At 71.3% G+C, this 19,412-nt stretch carries 19 protein-coding genes; 11 read left to right on the forward strand and 8 right to left on the reverse strand.

The features are described from left to right. Positions 1-5 precede the first annotated feature (5 nt). Entirely contained in the window at positions 6-716 is a 711-nt protein-coding gene (locus ACFQQJ_RS10070) for a queuosine precursor transporter (RefSeq protein ID WP_377106134.1), read from the reverse strand. Between the two features lie 156 nt (positions 717-872). Between ACFQQJ_RS10070 and ACFQQJ_RS10075 the strand changes: the two genes are divergently transcribed. Together ACFQQJ_RS10075 and pip are read left to right on the forward strand one after the other, a co-directional pair. Beyond that, complete coding sequence (locus ACFQQJ_RS10075) at positions 873-1,310, forward strand: DUF5709 domain-containing protein (RefSeq protein WP_377106136.1); 438 nt, start codon at positions 873-875, stop codon at positions 1,308-1,310. Next, the gene (gene pip / locus ACFQQJ_RS10080; protein ID WP_377106137.1) at positions 1,297-2,277 is read left to right on the forward strand and encodes a prolyl aminopeptidase; all 981 of its coding nucleotides are present in this window, start codon (positions 1,297-1,299) and stop codon (positions 2,275-2,277) included. Before ACFQQJ_RS10075 ends, pip begins: the two co-directional genes overlap by 14 nt. 10 nt (positions 2,278-2,287) lie before the next feature. On the opposite strand, the gene ACFQQJ_RS10085 is transcribed toward pip, so the two are convergent. Continuing rightward, positions 2,288-3,109, reverse strand: a complete 822-nt coding sequence (locus ACFQQJ_RS10085; protein ID WP_377106139.1) for a type II CAAX prenyl endopeptidase Rce1 family protein — start codon at positions 3,107-3,109, stop codon at positions 2,288-2,290. A 172-nt stretch (positions 3,110-3,281) separates the two neighbouring features. Between ACFQQJ_RS10085 and ACFQQJ_RS10090 the strand changes: the two genes are divergently transcribed. Further along, positions 3,282-4,211: a PhoH family protein gene (locus ACFQQJ_RS10090; RefSeq protein WP_377106331.1), complete on the forward strand. Its 930-nt coding sequence runs from the start codon at positions 3,282-3,284 to the stop codon at positions 4,209-4,211. A 13-nt stretch (positions 4,212-4,224) separates the two neighbouring features. Next, a complete protein-coding gene (gene ybeY / locus ACFQQJ_RS10095; RefSeq protein ID WP_377106140.1) occupies positions 4,225-4,680 on the forward strand; it encodes an rRNA maturation RNase YbeY in 456 nt (151 codons plus the stop codon). Between the two features lie 9 nt (positions 4,681-4,689). On the opposite strand, the gene ACFQQJ_RS10100 is transcribed toward ybeY, so the two are convergent. Then, positions 4,690-6,138 (reverse strand): PLP-dependent aminotransferase family protein, encoded by a 1,449-nt coding sequence (locus ACFQQJ_RS10100; protein WP_377106142.1) that lies wholly within the window; start codon positions 6,136-6,138, stop codon positions 4,690-4,692. A gap of 61 nt (positions 6,139-6,199) precedes the next feature. On the opposite strand from ACFQQJ_RS10100, the gene ACFQQJ_RS10105 reads away from it, so the two are divergent. The 3 genes from ACFQQJ_RS10105 to era all read left to right on the forward strand — a co-directional run bounded on the left by ACFQQJ_RS10105 (position 6,200) and on the right by era (position 9,239). Next, positions 6,200-6,904: a YitT family protein gene (locus ACFQQJ_RS10105; protein ID WP_377106144.1), complete on the forward strand. Its 705-nt coding sequence runs from the start codon at positions 6,200-6,202 to the stop codon at positions 6,902-6,904. A 62-nt stretch (positions 6,905-6,966) separates the two neighbouring features. Beyond that, positions 6,967-8,292 carry a hemolysin family protein gene (locus ACFQQJ_RS10110; RefSeq protein WP_377106146.1) on the forward strand — a complete coding sequence of 442 codons (1,326 nt, stop codon included), beginning with the start codon at positions 6,967-6,969 and terminating at the stop codon, positions 8,290-8,292. Continuing rightward, complete coding sequence (gene era / locus ACFQQJ_RS10115) at positions 8,289-9,239, forward strand: GTPase Era (RefSeq protein WP_377106147.1); 951 nt, start codon at positions 8,289-8,291, stop codon at positions 9,237-9,239. The genes ACFQQJ_RS10110 and era overlap by 4 nt, the downstream gene beginning before the upstream one ends. 6 nt (positions 9,240-9,245) lie before the next feature. On the opposite strand, the gene ACFQQJ_RS10120 is transcribed toward era, so the two are convergent. Then, on the reverse strand, positions 9,246-9,668 hold the full coding sequence (locus ACFQQJ_RS10120) for a ChaB family protein (protein ID WP_377106149.1): 423 nt from the start codon (positions 9,666-9,668) through the stop codon (positions 9,246-9,248). A gap of 246 nt (positions 9,669-9,914) precedes the next feature. Between ACFQQJ_RS10120 and leuA the strand changes: the two genes are divergently transcribed. The 3 genes from leuA (at position 9,915) to argG (ending at position 14,579) form a co-directional block, all read left to right on the forward strand. Beyond that, on the forward strand, positions 9,915-11,699 hold the full coding sequence (leuA, locus tag ACFQQJ_RS10125; protein ID WP_377106151.1) for a 2-isopropylmalate synthase: 1,785 nt from the start codon (positions 9,915-9,917) through the stop codon (positions 11,697-11,699). Between the two features lie 281 nt (positions 11,700-11,980). Continuing rightward, positions 11,981-12,925 carry a hypothetical protein gene (locus tag ACFQQJ_RS10130; protein ID WP_377106152.1) on the forward strand — a complete coding sequence of 315 codons (945 nt, stop codon included), beginning with the start codon at positions 11,981-11,983 and terminating at the stop codon, positions 12,923-12,925. A 235-nt stretch (positions 12,926-13,160) separates the two neighbouring features. Next, a complete protein-coding gene (argG, locus tag ACFQQJ_RS10135) occupies positions 13,161-14,579 on the forward strand; it encodes an argininosuccinate synthase (RefSeq protein ID WP_377106153.1) in 1,419 nt (472 codons plus the stop codon). A 19-nt stretch (positions 14,580-14,598) separates the two neighbouring features. Here argG and ACFQQJ_RS10140 read toward each other — a convergent pair whose 3' ends face one another. Beyond that, a complete protein-coding gene (locus ACFQQJ_RS10140; RefSeq protein ID WP_377106155.1) occupies positions 14,599-15,405 on the reverse strand; it encodes an isoprenyl transferase in 807 nt (268 codons plus the stop codon). Between the two features lie 164 nt (positions 15,406-15,569). On the opposite strand from ACFQQJ_RS10140, the gene ACFQQJ_RS10145 reads away from it, so the two are divergent. Then, complete coding sequence (locus tag ACFQQJ_RS10145; RefSeq protein ID WP_377106156.1) at positions 15,570-16,001, forward strand: Hsp20/alpha crystallin family protein; 432 nt, start codon at positions 15,570-15,572, stop codon at positions 15,999-16,001. 64 nt (positions 16,002-16,065) lie between these two features. Here the strand turns inward: ACFQQJ_RS10145 and ACFQQJ_RS10150 are convergent, their stop codons facing one another. The 3 genes from ACFQQJ_RS10150 to ACFQQJ_RS10160 all read right to left on the reverse strand — a co-directional run bounded on the left by ACFQQJ_RS10150 (position 16,066) and on the right by ACFQQJ_RS10160 (position 19,305). Then, positions 16,066-17,004 carry an aldo/keto reductase gene (locus ACFQQJ_RS10150; RefSeq protein ID WP_377106158.1) on the reverse strand — a complete coding sequence of 313 codons (939 nt, stop codon included), beginning with the start codon at positions 17,002-17,004 and terminating at the stop codon, positions 16,066-16,068. 9 nt (positions 17,005-17,013) lie between these two features. Continuing rightward, positions 17,014-17,640 carry an SIMPL domain-containing protein gene (locus tag ACFQQJ_RS10155; RefSeq protein WP_377106160.1) on the reverse strand — a complete coding sequence of 209 codons (627 nt, stop codon included), beginning with the start codon at positions 17,638-17,640 and terminating at the stop codon, positions 17,014-17,016. 69 nt (positions 17,641-17,709) lie between these two features. Continuing rightward, complete coding sequence (locus ACFQQJ_RS10160; protein ID WP_377106162.1) at positions 17,710-19,305, reverse strand: xylulokinase; 1,596 nt, start codon at positions 19,303-19,305, stop codon at positions 17,710-17,712. Positions 19,306-19,412 lie beyond the last annotated feature (107 nt).

A 19,412-nucleotide genomic window follows, 5' to 3' on the forward strand; every position in this document is an offset into this window, starting at 1 on the left:
GCCGCTCAGGCCCCCTCGGGCTCCCGGCGCCTCACCGCGGCGATGACCCGGTAGGTCACCGGGAGGAACAGCACCTCCACGCCGACCTTGTACAGCCAGCCGACGGCGGTGTAGTTGAGCAGTGCCGGCCAGGGGATCGACTCCCCGCCCAGCGGGTTGCCGAGCGGGCCGAACGCGATCAGGCAGAACACCAGCGTGTCGGCGAGCTCGCCGACCAGGGTGGAGGTGATCAGCCGCACCCACAACCGGCCGGCGCCCCAGCGCTGCTTGATACGGACCAGCACCAGGGCGTTGAGCAGTTGGCCGGCCAGGTAGCCCAGCAGGCTCGCCACCACGATCCGGGGCACGAACCCCAGGACGGCGTGCCACGCGTCCTGGTTGGGCCAGTCGGCGGCCGGCGGCGCGGCGTCCACCACGAGGAAGGTGAGCGACATGAGCGCGGCCAGCACGAAGCCGGTGAGGATCGCCCGGTTGGCCCGGCGCAGCCCGTACACCTCGGCCAGGACGTCGCCGAGGATGTAGGTGAGCGGGAACAGGATCGCGCCGCCGTCGGTGATGATCGGCAGCAGCTGCACGCCCCCGACGTCCACCCGCGGCCCGAAGGCGATCAGCTTGGTCGCGCCGATGTTCGAGATCAGCAGCAGGCCGACGAAGGCGGCCATGACCAGGTCGTAGTTGCCCCTCCGGGACGGGACGGGGGAGCTCTGTGCGGACACGAGAGGGCATCCTATTGCGGAGGAGGGCCTAGTCGGTAGGCGTTTGGTTGCGATGGACGAAGACCCGGACATCCGTGCACAGCCCCGGGAGATGTTCGCGGTGGTCTTGGGGGAGTTGCCTGCCCGCCGCGAGACCGGTCGTGGCAGTCTTGGGCTATGACCGACTTTGACGAAGCCGTTCCCGACGAATCGGAGCAGCTCGACCAGCTGGAACAGGAGCGCACGCTCCTCGACCGCGGTGTCGACGATCCCCTCGACGAGGGCTACGTGACCCCGGAGAGGTGGTCACCCGCCCAGGGCTTCGGCAACACGCCGGCGGAGATGCGCCGGGGGGAGACGCTGGAGATGCGGATCGCCCAGGAGCAGCAGGAGCCCGTCCGCCTCGAGGGTCCGTGGAACACCGACCCGTCCGAGCCGCGCGAGGTGGGCCACGCCCGCTCGGGCCGCCTCGTGGACGCCAACGGCGGGATCCCCGGGCTGGACACCGAGGCCGAGAGCGTCGCCAGCGACGTCGGCATCGACGGCGGCGCGGCCTCCGCGGAGGAGGCGGCGATGCACATCATCGACGACTACGACGACGATGACGAGGACTGAGGTGCCGAGCGCGGACGACGTCCTGTACCCCCCGATCGAGCCCTACGCCCACGGCCTGCTGGAGGTCGGTGACGGCCAGCAGGTGTACTGGGAGGAGTGCGGCAACCCCGACGGCAAGCCGGCCGTGTTCGTGCACGGCGGTCCCGGCGGGGGCTGCGTCCCCAACTACCGGCGCTACTTCGACCCGGCCCGCTACCGCGTGGTGCTGTTCGACCAGCGCGGCTGCGGTCGCAGCCGTCCGCACGCCAGCGAGCCGGACGCCGACCTGAGCGCGAACACGACCTGGCACCTGGTCGACGACATCGAGCGGATCCGGCTGGACCGCGGCATCGACCGCTGGCTGGTGTTCGGCGGGTCGTGGGGGAGTTCCCTCGGCCTTGCGTACGCCGAGGCGCACCCGGAACGGGTCACGGAGCTGGTGTTGCGCGGCATCTTCACGCTGCGTCGCAGCGAGCTCGACTGGTACTACAACGGCGGTGCGGCGAACCTCGCGCCGGAGTGGTGGCGCTCGTTCGAGAAGCCGCTGCCCGCCGACTTCACCGGCGACCGCATCGCGAAGTACCACGAGCTGCTGTTCGACCCCGACCCCGCCGTCCACCTGCCGGCGGGGGTCGCGTGGACCACCTGGGAGGCGGCGACCTCGACGCTGGTGTTCTCCCCCGAACTCGTCGAGGAGTTCTCCGAGGCGTCGTTCGCGCTCGCGTTCGCGCGGATCGAGAACCACTACTTCGTCAACGGCGGCTGGTTCGCAGAGGGGCAGTTGCTCGCGGAGGCGGGACGGCTGCGCGACATCCCGGGCGTCATCGTCCAGGGACGCTACGACCTGCCGTGCCCGGTGACCACCGCGGACGCGCTCCACCGCGCCTGGCCGGAGGCCGACTACCGCGTGGTGCTGGCCGGGCACTCGGCCTCCGAGCCGGCGATCGCCGCAGAACTGGTGGCCGCCACCGACCGGTTCGCGTCCTGACCCCGCCCGCTCAGCGGGGGATGGTGACGAAGACGTCGAACAGCTGCGGGTTGTGCGCGTGCACCAGCACGAGGAAGACGATCGCGTCGAAGAGCAGGTGGACGGTCACGACGTAGCCCAGGGAGGCCGTCGTGGCGAAGATCCAGCCCTGTACCAACGCGAACGGGATCGTCAGCAGCGGGCCCCAGGAGCGGTACCCGAGCTCCCACAGGAACGAGACGAAGACGACGGCCTGGAGCAGGTTCGCGGTCCACAGGCCGACGTGGCGGCGGTACAGGGCGAAGACGATGCAGACGAAGAACAGCTCGTCCCAGATGCCGACGGCGTTGACGCCGACGAAGAGGCGGGCGATCTCGCCACCGGTGGCCACCGCCGGCCAGTTCGCGTACGCCCCGGAGCCGACGAAGTAGAACGGCAGCACGAGGTAGGCGATCGCCACGACGGCGGCGAGGTACCACCACTGGGTGGGCGTCCACCGCCGTCCCCGGATCGGGAAGCGGATGGCGTCGGGGTCCACCAGCCGGCGGGCGAGCAGCGTGGGCAGCAGGACCGCGCCGCCGAGGACGAGCGCGAAGCGCACCATGCCGAGGTCGCTGAGATCGGCCTCGAGCGACGTGGCGGCGAGGATCAGCAGCCCGACGGCGACCGCCGACAGGCTGCGGGCGAGCGTCCGGTCGACCCACAGGGCCAGCCCGAGGCCGGCCGCCAGCAGCGGCAGCCCCACCGCGGGCAGCTGCAGCGCGATCAGCGGGACGGCGCTGGCGCTCGTGATCGCCATCGCGGCGACCCCGGCAGGACCGGTCGGCGTGGGTGGTGCGCCGGGTGCGGGCATCGTCGGCCTCCCGTCGTGGGTGTGCACGCCATTGTGCCCGGCGCGGCCCACGGGGCCGACGGTAGACCGGACCCGGCTGGGTAGGATGAAGGTCTGAGCACAGGAGGACCTTCTGAACCAACCGCACAGCGCGCTCGCCGAGCGGCGCGTGGCCATTCCCGCCTCGATCAACATGGTGTCGGTACTCGGGCCGCGCGACGAGTTCCTGCGGATCCTCGAGCGTGAACTGCCGGCCGACCTCCACGTCCGCGGCAACGAGATCACCCTCAGCGGCACGCCCGCCGACGTCACCGCAGCCGCCGACGTGCTGACCGAGCTGATCACGATCGTGCGCACCGGCCAGGGCCTGACCGCCGACACCGTTGAGCGGGTGCTCGGCATGGCCGCCGGCGACGACGTCAGCGCCTCCGAGGTGCTCACGCACAACATCCTGTCGAACCGGGGCAGGACCATCCGGCCCAAGACGCTGAACCAGAAGCGCTACGTGGACGCGATCGACGCGCACACCGTGGTCTTCGGCATCGGCCCGGCCGGCACCGGGAAGACCTACCTCGCCATGGCCAAGGCCGTCCAGGCGCTCCAGGCCAAGGAGGTCAACCGGATCATCCTGACCCGCCCGGCCATCGAGGCGGGGGAGCGGCTCGGCTTCCTGCCGGGCACCCTGAACGACAAGATCGACCCGTACCTGCGTCCGCTCTACGACGCGCTGCACGACATGATCGACCCCGAGTCTGTGCCCCGGCTGCTGACCGCGGGGACGATCGAGGTAGCCCCGCTGGCCTACATGCGCGGTCGTACGTTGAACGACGCCTTCATCATCCTGGACGAGGCGCAGAACACCTCGATGGAGCAGATGAAGATGTTCCTCACCAGGCTCGGCTTCGGCTCCCGCATCGTGGTGACCGGCGACGTCACCCAGATCGACCTGCCGACCGGCACGCGGTCCGGACTGACCGTGGTGGAGCAGATCCTCGACGGCGTCCACGACATCGCGTTCTGCCGCCTGACCAGCCACGACGTGGTCCGGCACCGCCTGGTCGGCAGGATCGTCGCGGCCTACGACCGCTTCGAGGCGACGCTGCCCCCGGGGCGCAGGAACTGAGCGGAGGAGCCCTGTGATCGAGTTGAACAACGAGTCGGGTGTCGCGGTCGACACCGAGCGGCTGGTGCAGCTGGCCACCTTCGCGCTGGACGCGCTGCGCATCCACCCGCAGGCCGAGCTGTCGATCCTGCTGGTCGACCCGCAGACCATGTCGGCCTACCACGAGAAGTTCATGGGCGAGCCCGGCCCGACCGACGTGCTCAGCTTCCCGATGGACGAGCTGCGCGCGCCGGAGCCGGACGAGGAGCCCCCGCTGGGGCTGCTCGGCGACATCGTGCTCTGCCCGGAGGTGACGGCGACCCAGGCGGCGGACAGCAACCGGACGCCGGAGGAGGAGGCCGACTACCTGCTCATCCACGGGCTGCTCCACCTGCTCGGCCACGACCACGCCGAACCGGCGGAGAAGAAGGTCATGTTCGACCTGAACGACAAGATCATCGCCGCCTGGAGCGCCCGGCGCACCGGCTGAGGCGGCGCGTCAGGCGACCACGGGACGCGGCCCGGCGGCCGGCCGGCCGGACGGGGCGTCGTGCCGGGAACGCCAGGCGGCGCCGAGGCGCCGCATCGCCTCCGTCACCACGTCGGCCGGGTCCTTGTACGGCAGGCGGACGAACCGCTCGAGCCCGTGGCTGGCCGCGAACTGGGGACCGGGGCTGATCAGCACCCCCGCCTCCCTTGCCGCGGTGGCCAGCGCCCCGGCCCGCGGCTCCGGCAGTTCCACCCACAGGCTCAGCCCGCCGGCCGGCGGCACCCACCGTGCGCCCGGGACGGCCTCAGGCAGCCCGGCCAGCATCGCGGCGCGCGAGGCCCGCAGTTCCTCCCTGCGCTCGGGGTGCAGCCCCGGGCTGCGGGTGAGCAGTTCGGTCAGTGCGAGCTGCTCCACGATCGGCGCGCCGAGGTCGTCGGCGATCCGCGCCTGCATCAGCCGTGCCACCAGCGGCTTCGGCACGCGCAACCACCCCGTGCGCAGACCGCCCCAGTGGGACTTCGACGAGCTGCCCACCAGCACGCAGCGGGAGAGGTGCGCCGCGAACGGCAGTGGTGTGGGGGCGTCGTCCAGGCGCACCTCCAGCAGTGTCTCGTCGACGATGGCGGTGGTGCCGGCGCGCCGCAGCGCCGCGGCCAGCCGCGCGCGGTCCGCATCCTCCATGAGTGCGCCCGTGGGGTTGTGGAAGTCGAGGATGAGCTGCGCGACCACCGGCCGCGCGGACGCGATCGTCGCGACGGCCTGGTCGAGGTCCCAGCCGAGCGGCTCCACCGGCAGTGGCACCAGCCGGACGCCGCAGCGCCGGGCGGCGTCCACGGCGTTGGGGTAGGACGGGCTCTCCACCAGCACGGGCTCGCCCGGCCTGGTCAGCGCACGAACGGCGAGGCTCACCCCGGCCAGCGCGCCGCCCACCACCATCACCTGGTCGGGGTCGGTCGGCAGGCCGCGCTCGGTGTAGCGGGCGGCGATCACCTCGCGGAGCTGCGGGAGGCCTGCGGTGGCGTACCCCGTGCCGGCCAGGAAGCTGGGGAGCTGCTCGAGGGCTGCCGCGTAGGCCTCGGCCGTGCCCGCGGGGGCGCGGCACGCCGCGCAGGTCAGGTCGAGCAGGTCCTCGCCGGTCTCCTCGCCGGGCAGGAGGGCGCCGCCGACGCCGAGGCGCCGGCGTCCCAGGGGGAGCGTGGCGACGTGTCCGGACCCGCGGCGGGACACGAGGAACCCGGTCTCCCGCAACTGGGCGTAGGCCCGGGTGACCGTCGTCCGGCTGACCCCCAGCGCCTCGGTGAGCCGCCGCTCGCTGGGCAGGACCTGGCCGCTCGGCACGCGTCCGTCGGTGATCAGCAGGCGCAGGCCGTCGGCCAGCCACCGGTACGCGGGCAGGCCGGGATCGCGCGGGCCGAGCAGCCGGACGAGCCGGGGGAGGCTGGCAATGGGTTGGGCCATGGGGCCACTCTGGTTGAATTGGCTCTTTCTGGCAAGGCCAATCCGCGGGCAGGATGGGCTCATGCTGCTCCGCCGACCCCGTCCCGATGCCGTCGAGCTCGCCGACCTCGGCCCGCTCGCCCAGCTGCGCGCCGGGCGCCTGGGGCGCCGGATCCCGCAGTTGTTCCTCGGCCTGTGGCTGTACGGCGCGGCGATGGCGATGTTCATCCGCAGCGGCCTCGGCCTCGACCCGTGGGACGTCTTCCACGCGGGGCTGCAGCAGATGCTCGGCTGGTCGTTCGGGACGGTGGTGATCGTCGTCGGCTTCGCCGTGCTGCTGCTGTGGATCCCGCTGCGGCAGTGGCCGGGGCTGGGCACGGTGGCCAACGCTGTGGTCATCGGCGTCGCCACCGACGTCACGCTCGGTCTCGTGCCGGCCGCCACCCAGTGGCCCGCCTCCTGGCTGCTGCTCGTCGGCGGGCTGGTCGTGAACGGGATCGCCGGAGCGCTCTACATCGGGTCCCAGCTCGGCCCCGGCCCGAGGGACGGGCTGATGACCGGCCTCGCGCGCCGCACGGGCTGGTCGCTGCGGCTCGTCCGTACCGGGCTGGAACTGGCGGTGCTCGCGATCGGCTGGGCCCTGGGCGGCACCGTGGGCATCGGCACCGTGGTGTACGCGCTGTCGATCGGACCGCTCGTGCAGTTCTTCCTGCCGATGGTGATCGTGCGGCTCGATCCCGTCCGTCCGCCGCTCGCCGCACCGGCCGCAGCGCAGGCCCCGTGCTGAACGGGCCCCGCGCCCAGTAAACTGACCGTCCACCAACCCCGGACGAGGCGCGTGAACGACTGTTGACCCAGACCCAGTGGATCCTGCTGGCCGTAGCCACCGCCTGCGTCCTGCTCGCCGCTCTCTTCACGACCGCGGAGTCCGCGCTCTCCTCGATCTCCCGCTCCCGGGCCGAAGGCCTGCAGGAGGAGGGGGACCGGGCGGCGCTGAGGCTCCTGCGCGTCGCGCAGGACCCAGCGCCGCACCTGAACACCACGCTGTTGCTGCGGATCCTGCTGGAGGTCGTGGCGACCGTGCTGGTCACCCTCGTCTTCTTCGAGCACTTCGACCAGGCGTGGGAACGGATCACCTATCCGGTGCTGACGATGGTCGCGGTGTCGTTCATCGTGCTCGGCGTCGCCCCGCGGACGCTCGGCCGCCAGCACGCCGAGCGTGTCGCACTGGCCGCCGCCGGGCCGATCGGACTGCTCACCACCGTGCTGGGGCCCATCCCGCAGCTGATGATCCTCATCGGCAACGCCCTGACACCGGGCAAGGGGTTCACCGAGGGTCCGTTCACTTCCGAGGCAGAGCTCAGGGAGCTGGTCGACATCGCCGAGGCCCGCGAGTTGATCGAGGCCGGCGAGCGCCGGATGATCCACTCCGTCTTCGAACTCGGCGACACGATCGTCAAGGAAGTCATGGTGCCCCGCACCGAAATGGTCTACATCGAACACGGCAAGACGCTGCGGCAGGGCGTGTCGCTGGCGCTGCGGTCGGGCTTCAGCCGCATCCCGGTGATCGGTGACGACGTCGACGACGTGATCGGCGTGCTCTACCTGAAGGACGTCATCCGGCGGATGTACGACAACCCCAAGGCCCAGACGAACGAGACCGTGGACACGCTGATGCGTCCGCCGACGTTCTGCCCGGACTCCAAGCCGGTGGACGAACTGCTCCGCGAGATGCAGCTGACCCGCAGCCACGTGGTGATCGTGATCGACGAGTTCGGCGGCACCGCCGGCCTGGCCACGATCGAGGACGTGCTGGAGGAGATCGTCGGCGAGATCGTGGACGAGTACGACCACGAGGTCCCGCCGGTCACAGAGCTCGGCGAGGGACGGTTCCGCGTGTCCGCACGCCTGCCGATCGACGACCTCGGCGAGCTCTTCGGGCTCAAGGTCGACGACGAGGACGTGGACACCGTCCTCGGGCTGATGGCCAAGGAGCTCAACAAGGTGCCGATCCCCGGCTCCGTCGTGCAGTGGGAGGGCATCGAGCTCACCGCGGAGCGCAGCACGGACCGCCGCCACACCATCCAGACCGTCCTCGCATCGCTGGTCGGCGCGGACGAGGCCGTCGAGGCCGCAGCCAAGCTCGCCGAGGAGTCGGCACGGAGGACCTCATGACCTCATCCCACCTGTCGCAGACCACACCCGAGGGGTTCCGCTCGGGCTTCGCCTGCTTCGTCGGCCGTCCCAACGCGGGCAAGTCCACCCTGATGAACGCGCTGGTCGGGACGAAGGTGGCGATCGCCTCGTCCAAGCCGCAGACCACCCGGCACGCGGTGCGGGGCATCGTGAACCGTCCCGACGCCCAGCTGGTGGTGATCGACACCCCGGGCCTGCACCGCCCGCGGACGCTGCTCGGCGAGCGCCTCAACGACCTGGTGCGCGACACCTGGACCGAGGTGGACGTGGTGGGCGTGTGCCTGCCGTCGAACGAGCGGATCGGGCCCGGCGACACCTACCTGGTCAGCGAGATCGCGAAGCTGCCTCGGCGGCCGAAGCTGGTGGCCCTGGCCACCAAGTCCGACCTGGTCAAGCCGGGACGGATGGCCGAACACCTGCTCAAGATCGCCTCGCTGGAGGAGGAGCTCGGCATCCGGTGGGAGACGATCGTCCCGGTCTCGGCGGTCACCGACGACCAGGTGGACGTGGTCGTCGACGAACTGGTGAAGCTGCTGCCCGAGGGGCCGGCGCTGTACCCGGACGGCGAGGTCACCGACGAGCCCACCGAGACCCGGATCGCCGAACTCATCCGCGAGGCGGCGCTGGAGGGCGTCCAGGACGAGCTCCCGCACTCGCTGATGGTGACCATCGAGGAGATGGGCCTGAAGCCCGAGCGCCCGGCCGACCGGCCGTTGCTGGTGATCTACGCGGCGATGATCGTCGAGCGCGACTCCCAGAAGGGCATCATGATCGGGCACCGGGGCGAGCGACTGCGTGAGGTCGGCACCGCCGCCCGCACGCAGATCGAGGCGCTGGTCGGCATGCCGGTCCACCTCGACCTGCGGGTGAAGGTGCTCAAGGACTGGCAGCGCGACCCCAGGCACCTCAACCGGCTGGGCTTCTGAGGCGTCCTACGACCGGCGGGCTCTCGCCGAGGCCCGGTCGTTCGCCTTCCGGATCGCGTCCACCAGTTCGTCCTTGGTCATCCGTGAGCGTCCGCTGATCTCCAGGCGGCCGGCCAGCTCGTAGAGGTGGGCCTTCGAGGCGTTGGCGTCCACCCCGCCGGCCGTCTCGCGGTGCGTGCGGTGACCGCCCTCCGCCTGCGCGTCCGAGGGGCGGTTGGACTCCTTCGGATCCCAGTGGTCGCCCACCTTCTCGTGGGTGTGCTTGAGGGCGCTGTACGCGACGCGGTGGGCACGCTCGCCCTCGCCGTACTCCTTCGCCGCGGCGTCGTGGGCCTTCGCGAAGGTGCGCTTGGCCTTGTCGTCGGATCGTTGCAGGGTGGCGGGGAGCTCGTCCTCGCGAGCCTTGCCGGTCCTGGTGGTCTTGGGCACGGGTCCTCCCTGGGTGTGTTCGCCCTCCGGGTACCCGTCCGGGCGGGGACGCACACCGGGGCGTCCCAATCGGCGGGATCGCCGGCGGGACGCTTGGCGCGGGCCCGGCGGGTGTGTCACCATGGCGGCATGTCGTCGGTGCGACTCCTGCTTGGTCGCCGCAGCGAGGCCTCGTAACGGATCAGGCCTCCTCGCTGCGGAGTTCTGCACGCGCCTGGCACGAAGTCGCCAACCAGCGAGGAACCGATGACCACCCACTCTTTCCCGACGCGTATCCAGCCTGCGCCGGTGCAGCAGCCCAGCCCGATGCCGTTCGGCCGCTACACGCCGTTCCAGCCGATCGACCTGCCCGACCGGACCTGGCCGACGAAGAAGATCACCGCGGCGCCCCGCTGGTTGTCCACCGACCTGCGGGACGGGAACCAGGCGCTGATCGACCCGATGACGCCGTCGCGGAAGCGGAAGATGTTCGACCTCCTGGTCCGGATGGGCTACAAGGAGATCGAGATCGGGTTCCCGTCCGCCTCGCAGACCGACTTCGACTTCGTGCGCAGCCTGATCACCTCCGACGCCGTCCCCGACGATGTCACCATCAGCGTCCTGACCCAAGCCCGTGAGGACCTGATCGAACGCACCGCGCAGTCCCTGATCGGGGCGAAGCGGGCGACCATCCACATGTACAACGCGACAGCGGAACTGTTCCGGCGGGTGGTGTTCAACATCGACGAGGCGCAGTGCATCGCCATGGCGTCCCGGGGCACCGAACTGGTCATGAAGTACGCCGAGCAGAACCTCGGCGACGTCGAGTTCGGTTACGAGTACAGCCCCGAGATCTTCACGCAGACGCCGACCGACTTCGCCATCGAGGTCTGCAACGCCGTGTCGGACGTGTGGCAGCCCGGGCCGGGCAGGGAGATCATCTTCAACCTGCCGGCGACGGTCGAGCGGTCCACCCCGAACACCTACGCCGACCAGATCGAGTACTTCGGACGGCACATCCGCAACCGCGAGCACGTCTGCATCTCGCTGCACCCGCACAACGACCGCGGGACCGCCGTGGCCGCCACGGAGCTGGCCGTCATGGCCGGTGCCGACCGCGTCGAGGGCTGCCTGTTCGGCCACGGCGAGCGCACCGGCAATGTCGACCTGGTGACCCTGGGGCTGAACCTGTTCAGCCAGGGCATCGACCCGAAGATCGACTTCTCCGACATCGACGAGATCCGTCGGACGGTGGAGTACTGCACCAACCTGCCGGTCCACCCGCGCCACCCGTACGCGGGGGACCTGGTCTACACCGCCTTCTCCGGCTCCCACCAGGACGCCATCAAGAAGGGGCTGGAGGTGCTGGAGAACCAGGCCGCTTCCCAGGGGAAGTCTCTGCACGAGATCCCCTGGGAGGCGCCCTACCTCCCGATCGACCCGCACGACGTCGGCCGCACCTACGAGGCCGTGATCCGGGTCAACAGCCAGTCCGGCAAGGGCGGGATGGCGTACATCATGAAGTCCGAGCACCACATGGACCTGCCGCGTCGGCTCCAGATGGAGTTCTCCCGCGTGGTCCAGCAGCGCACCGACTCGCAGGGCGGCGAGGTGTCGCCGGAGGAGATGTGGCGGATCTTCGCCGACGAGTACCTGGCCGACGTGGAGCCGCTGAGCCTGGTGACGGTGAAGTCGGTGTCGAACGGGCACGGCTACTCGGTGACGACCACCGTCCACGACCGTGGGGTGGAGCGCGAGATCACCGGGGAGGGCAACGGCCCGGTGTCGGCCTTCGTGGACGCCCTCGGCATCCTCGGCTACCGGGTGCGCGTCCTCGACTACACCGAGCACGCCCTGTCCTCCGGTGGTGACGCGATGGCCGCCGCCTACGTGGAGGCCGAGCTCGGCGAGGGGGAGGACGCCCACGTCCTGTGGGGCGTCGGCCTGCACGAGTCGATCGTGACCGCCTCGCTGCGCGCCGTCGTCGGTGCGATCAACCGGGAGGCGCGCCGCGCCGCCGCCGAGGCCGTCCCGCCGGAGCCCCGCCCCTGAGGGCCAGCGTTCCCGCGTGAGGGCCAGCGTTCCCGCGTGAGGGCCAGCGTTCCCGCGTGAGGGCCAGCGTTCCCGCGTGAGGGCCAGCGTTCCCGCGTGAGGGCCAGCCTTCTCGCCGAGGGCCCGTGCACAGGGGCTGGCCCTCGGCGATAAGGCTGGCCTTCGATGCGCTGGGGCAGGGGACGCTCGCGGCGTCGGCGCCTGTGGACAAACAGGGATCGGGACGGTGGCGCCTGTGGAGAGGTGACGGCCAACGTCGTCGCCCGCCGAAGATGACCGGCATGACGGTCATCAGCTACTCCCAGTGGATCGACAGCGGACGGACGCGCGCGGCCCTGAGGGCCGCAGTCGCCTCCGGCGAGGTGGTGAGGCTGCGGCGCGGGGTCGTCGCAGAGCCTGGGGATCCCGGCGCGGTCAGCCTCCACCGTCTCAGGATCCTCGGCGCCGCGCCGGTTCTCGGCCCCTCCACCTTCTTCGGGCACGAGTCGGCCGCGGTCCTGCACGGGCTCCCTCTGCTGACGAACCGGCTCGACGAGGTCGTCGCCGTCCGGGCCGGCGGGGGGCACGGCGCGATCACGGCTACCCTCCACGCCCGGAGGGCGCAGCTGGGTGCGGACGACGTCACCCTCGTCGACGGACTGCCTGCGACGAGCCTGGGCAGGACGATCTCCGACCTCGCCCGGCGGCTGCCCTTCCCTGAGGCGGTGATGGTCATCGACGCGGGCCTGCGGCTCGGCTGCGACCGGGCGGAACTCCTGGGCAGGTGCGCTGCCGGCCGTGGCTGCCGGATGGCGGAGCGGGCGGTGCTCTTCGGCGACCCGCTGGCCGAGAGCCCCGGCGAGTCGCTCAGCCGGGTCCGTTTCCACCAGGCGCGGCTCCCCGTCCCCGAACTCCAGCACGAGGTGTTCGACCACGACGGCGAGCTCGTGGGGCGACTCGACTTCTGGTGGCGCGACCAGGGCCTCGCCGGGGAGTTCGACGGTCTGGTGAAGTACGGCCGGCTGCTCCGTCCCGGCGAGTCGGTCGAGCAGGTGGTCCTCGCGGAGAAGCGGCGAGAGCAGCGGCTCTTCGACCTCGGGATCCGGGTGATCCGGTGGACGTGGTCCGACCTGTGGAGTCCTGCGCTCACCGCGCGTGTCGCCGCGGCCCTCCAGCGTCCGGACGCCGTGCCGAGGGCCAGCCTTGTCGCCGAGGGCTCGCCCCAGGGTGCTGGTCCTCGGCATTAGGGCTGGCCCTCGGCGGTGGGGGCTGGTCCTCAGGGTGGTGTTTGGGCGCCGGGGGCAGGGGGCTGGCCCTCGGCGGTGGGGGCTGGCCCTCGGCGGTGAGGGCTGGCCGTCGGGGCTGGGGGCTGGCCGTCGGTCGCGGAGGCTGGCTCTCGGGGACCGAGGGCGCTGCGCGGCGCCGGCTCACGGGCGCGGGCGCGGCGGAGGGTGCCGGGCGGGGGCCGATAGGATCGCCCCCATGCCCAAGGTGCTCACCGAACTCCCTGCCGGCGAACGCGTCGGCCTCGCCTTCTCCGGCGGCCTGGACACGTCCGTCGCCGTGGCCTGGATGCGCGAGAAGGGCGCGATCCCGTGCACCTACACCGCCAACCTCGGCCAGTACGACGAGCCCGACATCGAGTCGGTGCCGGGCCGGGCCGGCGTCTACGGTGCCGAGATCTCCCGGATGGTCGACTGCACCACGGCGATGGTGGAGGAGGGGCTCGCCGCCCTGACCTGCGGCGCCTTCCACATCCGCACCGGCGGACGCACCTACTTCAACACCACGCCGATCGGCCGTGCGGTCACCGGCACCATGCTCGTCAACGCCATGCGCGAGGACGACGTCTGGATCTGGGGCGACGGTTCCACCTACAAGGGCAACGACATCGAGCGGTTCTACCGCTACGGCCTGATGGCCAACCCGCAGCTGCGCATCTACAAGCCCTGGCTGGACGCAGACTTCGTCCGCGAGCTGGGCGGACGCGCGGAGATGTCCCAGTGGCTGACCGAGCGCGGGCTGCCGTACCGCGACTCCAAGGAGAAGGCCTACTCCACCGACGCCAACATCTGGGGGGCGACCCACGAGGCCAAGGAACTGGAGAACCTCGACACCGGCATCGAGATCGTCGAGCCGATCATGGGCGTCCGCTTCTGGGATCCCGCCGTCGAGATCGCCACCGAGGACGTCACGGTGAGCTTCGAGCAGGGCCGTCCGGTCGCGATCAACGGACGGGCATTCGCCACGGCCGTCGAGCTGGTGCTCGAGGCCAACGCGATCGGCGGACGCCACGGCCTGGGCATGAGCGACCAGATCGAGAACCGCATCATCGAGGCGAAGAGCCGCGGCATCTACGAGGCCCCCGGCATGGCCCTGCTCCACATCGGCTACGAGCGCCTGGTCACCGCGATCCACAACGAGGACACCCTCGCCAACTACCAGATCGAGGGACGCAAGCTCGGTCGCCTGATGTACGAGGGACGCTGGCTCGACCCGCAGTCGCTGATGATCCGCGAGTCCCTGCAGCGCTGGGTCGGCTCGGCGGTCACCGGCTCGGTGACCCTGCGCCTGCGTCGTGGTGACGACTACTCGATCCTCGACACCGCGGGCCCCGCGTTCTCCTACCACCCGGAGAAGCTGTCGATGGAGCGCGTCGGCGACGCGGCCTTCGGCCCGCTCGACCGGATCGGCCAGCTGACGATGCGCAACCTCGACATCGCCGACTCCCGCACCCGGCTCGAGCAGTACGCGCAGCTGGGCCTGGTCGGCGGGGAGGTGTCCGCGCTCGTCGGCCAGCTCGACCAGGGACGCGCTGCGGCGATCACCGCCGGCAACGCCACCGAGCCCGACATCGAGGCCGCACAGAACCGCTCCGGCATGGAGGCCGGCGCCGACTGAGAGCCGGCTCCCGGCCTTCTCAGCCGGGCAGCTCGTCCGGGCGGACGGTGTTCGGCTCGGCCCCGCCGTAGCGGCGGTCGCGTCCGGCGTACTGCTCGACCGCGCGCCACAGGTCGCGGCGGTCGAAGTCCGGCCACAGGCGGTCCATGAACACCATTTCGGCGTACGCCGACTGCCAGAGCAGGAAGTTGGACGTGCGCTGCTCGCCCGACGAGCGGATGAACAGGTCGACGTCGGGGATGTCCGGCTCGTCGAGGAAGCGCCGGAACCGTTCCTCGGTGAGCCGGGACGGGTCCAGCTCGCCGCGGGCCGCTGCCGCGGCGATCGCGCGGGCGGCGTCCACGATCTCGGCACGGCCGCCGTAGTTCACGCAGAACTGGAGGGTCAGCACGTCGTTGCCCGCGCTCTGGCGCTCGGCGTCCTGGAGCTCGGAGATCACGCTGCGCCACAGCCGCGGTGCCCTCCCGGCCCACCGGATCCGGACGCCCATCGCGTCCAGCTGATCGCGGCGGCGGTGGATCACATCGCGGTTGAAGCCCATCAGCCAGCGCACCTCGTCGGGCGAGCGTCGCCAGTTCTCGGTCGAGAACGCGTACGCCGACAGGTAGGTGATGCCCACCTCGATCGCGCCCTCGATCACGTCGAACAGGGCGTCCTCTCCGCGGGCGTGGCCGGCCGTGCGCGGCAGGTTCCGGGCCTTGGCCCACCGCCCGTTGCCGTCCATCACGATCGCGACGTGGCGGGGGAGCGCCTTCGGCTCGATCGCCGGCGGCCGCGCCCCGGACGGGTGCGGTGTGGGGGGACGGATCTGCTTGCGCGTGGCCACGCCAGCAGCCTAGGGGAGGAAGGCGGATCGACACCCCCTGGCCCGGCTGAACAAACCTGAGCGTGGTCGACTCAACCCGCTTGAAAGTCGGCGTCGCCGGGGGCAGACTGGGATTGGCACTCGGGAAGGCAGAGTGCTAAGACAAGCGAGAGGAGCTAGCCGACATGGCACGCGCATTTGATCCCTTCCGTGAGATGGATCGCTGGTTCTCCGACGTCCCCCGTACGCCCGCCAGCGCCGCCATGCCCATGGACCTGTACCGCGAGGGCGACGCGTTCGTCGCCCGCATCGACCTGCCCGGCGTCGATCCCGGCACCATCGACGTCGACGTCGACGACCGCACCCTCACCGTTCGCGCCCAGCGCAAGGTGGACGCCACCGAAGAGCAGAAGTGGCTCGTCCGGGAGCGCCCGGCCGGCACCTTCGCCCGGCAGCTGACGCTCGGGTACGGGGTCGCCCTCGACCGGATCGGCGCCGAGTACCGCGACGGCGTGCTCGAGCTGAGGATCCCGGTGGCCGAGGAGGCCAAGCCGCGCAAGATCAGCGTCGCCCACTCCGGCGGGCCGACGCAGATCGAGGGCTCGGTCGAGAGCTGAGCACGTCCCACACGCAGGAGCGCCACCGACCCCCGGCCGGTGGCGCTCCTGCGTGTGAAGCCGCTCAGGCGAACGACGCGGACGCCTTCGTGAGCCGGTGGGCCTGCGAGCGGGAGAGCTTCAGGCCGGCGGCCGCCATGATCGCCGGCAGTTGCTCGACAGAACTGGCGGACGCGATGGGGGCGGTGACGCCCGGCTGCTGGCGCAGCCAGGCCAGCGCGACAGTGGCGGGCTCGACGCCCAGCTCGTCGGCGACCCCGACGACCGCGTCCACCACGTCGAACCCCGCGTCGGTGGCGAAGCTGCGGACGCGCGCCGCGCGCGGGCCGTGTGCCGACTCGCCGCGGGCGTACTTGCCGGTGAGGAAGCCCGCCGCCAGCCCGTAGTAGGGAACGATCGCGAGGTGGTGCTCTGCGCACAGGGCGGCCAGGCCGGAGGACTCGACCTCGGCGCGGTGCACGAGGTTGTACTGCGGCTGGACGGCGACGGGCAGCGCCAGGTCCTCTGCCGTGGCCACCTCGATCACCTCCGCGACCCGCGCGGGGGTGAAGTTCGACAGCCCGTAGTGGCGCACCGCGCCCGAGCGCACGAGCTGGTCGAACACCCCCAGCCACTCGGCGGTGGGCACGTGCGGGTCGTCCTCGTGGGCGTAGTACAGGTCGATGGTCTCCACGCCGAGGCGCCGGCGCGAGCCGTCCAGGCAGATCTTGATGTTCGCCGGACGCAGGCCGCGGTGGATCGGGTGCTTGGCGACCTTGGTGGCCACGACGATGCCGTCGCGGCCGCCGTGGTGCCGCAGCCAGCCGCCGATGATCGTCTCGGACTCACCTCCCCGGTGCCCGGGCACCCAGGAGGAGTAGACGTCGGCGGTGTCGATGAAGTTGCCACCCGCCTCCGCGAACGCGTCGAGGATCGCCTCGGAGGCCGCCGGGTCGGCCGTCCAGCCGAAGACATTGCCGCCCAGGCAGATCGGAGACACTCTCAACGTCGAGATGCGGTGCATGGGCTCAGCCTAGGAGGCCAACTCGAAATCCACGCTCAGGTGCACGCGGAGTTCGGTCGTGGCGTTCAGTTCCAGGCCGAGGTCGACCGCCTCCCGGGCCGCGCGGGGGGCTGCGGCGTATGCCATCTCGGCCTGGGCCATCAGCGGACGAGGCCCCGGCACGCTCCAGGAGTCGGACGCGTTGGCGATGCCGGAGACCTGCTGGCCGGCAGCTGCGGCGACCGCGTCCGCCTTGCGCCTGGCCATCGTCATGGCCTGCGCGGTCGCGGGGATGCTCGCCTCGAACTCGTCGTAGACCCACTCCAGGTGCTCCACGCTCACGCCGGGACGGTCGGACAGTGCCCCGAGCGCCTCGGGGAGGTGGGCGGGGTCGGCGGAGACGACCAGGGAGATCTCGATGCTCTGCGAGGTGAGGAGCTTGCCCTCCCGGGTGCCGAGGCGGACGCCGGTCACCTCGATCTGGTCCTCGCCCACCCCTCGTCCGCCCAGGTCGGCGACGATCTCGCGCACCAGCGCCGACTTCTTGCCGGTCAGGTCGCCGGAGAAGGTGGAGGAGCCGCGCACCAGCGCGTGCACCCTGGCCGACGTGGCCGTGATCCGCACGGTGTGGTCGACGGTGATCCGCAGGATTCCCATTGCGCGAGCCTAGTGTGCGGGTGCGGCGCGGGGGAGGCCCCGGCGGACGACGCCCGCCGGGGCCACCGCTCAGCTGTGCTCGACCGCCGCGCGCTCGATGGCCAGCCCGGCGCTGAACCGCTGTACGTAGGCGTCGAAGCCGGCGACGTCGGCCGGGTCCGGCTCGACGGTCTCCAGCCCCGCCCCGGCGAACACGTGCGCGTTCAGGTAGTCGGCCAGCGACTCGCCCTCGGCGCGGTCACGGGCGAACGCGGCCAGCACGGCGATGCCCCACGCGCCGCCCTCGCCGGCGATGTCACCGACCGACACCGGCGCGTCCACGGCCGCGGCGAGGTAGCGCTGGGCGACACCCCTGGTCTTGAACAACCCGCCGTGGGCGAACAGCGAGTCGAGCGCGACGTTCTCGGTCTTGAGCAACACGTTCATGCCGATCCGCAGGCTCGACAGCGCGGCGAACAGGTGCGTCCGCATGAAGTTGGCCAGGGTGAACCGGCTGTCCGGCGTGCGCACGAACAGCGGACGACCCTCCTCCAGCCCGGTGATGTGCTCGCCGGAGAGGTAGTTGTAGGCGAGCAGGCCGCCGCAGTCGGGCTCGCCCTCCAGCGACGCGGTGAACAGGCTCTCGAAGACCGTCCCGGTGTCGACGGTGGCACCGATGCGGCCCGCGAACTCCGCGAACAGGCCCGCCCAGGCGTTCAGCTCGCTGGCACCGTTGTTGCAGTGCACCATCGCCACGAGGTCGCCGGCCGGCGTGGTCACCAGGTCCAGCTCCGGGTGCATCCGCGACAGGTCGTGCTCGAGCACGACCATCGCGAAGATCGAGGTGCCGGCGCTGACGTTGCCGGTACGCCTCGCCACCGAGTTCGTCGCCACCATGCCGGTTCCGGCGTCCCCCTCGGGCGGGCAGCACAGCACGCCGGGCTGGAGGGTCCCGCTCGGGTCCAGCAGCGCGGCACCGGCGGCGGTGAGGCGGCCGGCCTCCTCACCCGCGGACAGCACGGTCGGCAGGATGCCGCCCAGCGTCCAGCCGAAGCCGTGACCGGCGACCAGCTCGTCGAACTGGGCCAGCATGGTCTCGTTGTAGCTCCCGGTGGCCAGGTCGATCGGGAACATGCCGCTGGCGTCGCCGACACCCAGCACCTCGGACCCGGTGAGCTGCTCGTGCACGTAGCCGGCCAGGGTGGTGAGGTGGGCGATCCGGCCGATGTGCTCCTCGCCGTTCAGGACGGCCTGGTACAGGTGCGCGATCGACCACCGCTGCGGGATGTTGTAGCCGAACAGGGCGCTCAGCTGCTCGCTCGCCGGGCCGGTGATGGTGTTGCGCCAGGTGCGGAACGGCACCAGCAGCTCGCCGGAGGCGTCGAACGCGAGGTAGCCGTGCATCATGGCCGAGACGCCGAGGGAGCCCACCGTCCGCAGCTCCACCCCGTAGCGGGTCCGGACGTCGGCGGCCAGCGAGGCGAACGCCGCCTGCAGGCCCTCGCGCACCGCGTCGAGGGAGTAGGTCCAGATGCGGTCGACGAACTGGTTCTCCCAGTCGTGGCCGCCGGTGGCGACGGGGGAGTTGTCCGGGCCGGTCAGCACGGCCTTGATCCGGGTGGAGCCGAGCTCGATGCCCAGTGCGGTGCGCCCCTGCTCGATGGCGCTGGTGATGTCAGTGATCATCGTTGATCCTTCCTTGCGGACGGCGGTCAGACCCGTCCCTGTGAGACCGTGACGCGCACATCATGACAGCCCGGTGTGTGCGCTAACAACGGCACGCCGGAGCGTGG

Source organism: Propionicimonas sp. T2.31MG-18 (genome assembly GCF_964266745.1).
Classification (GTDB): domain Bacteria; phylum Actinomycetota; class Actinomycetes; order Propionibacteriales; family Propionibacteriaceae; genus Propionicimonas.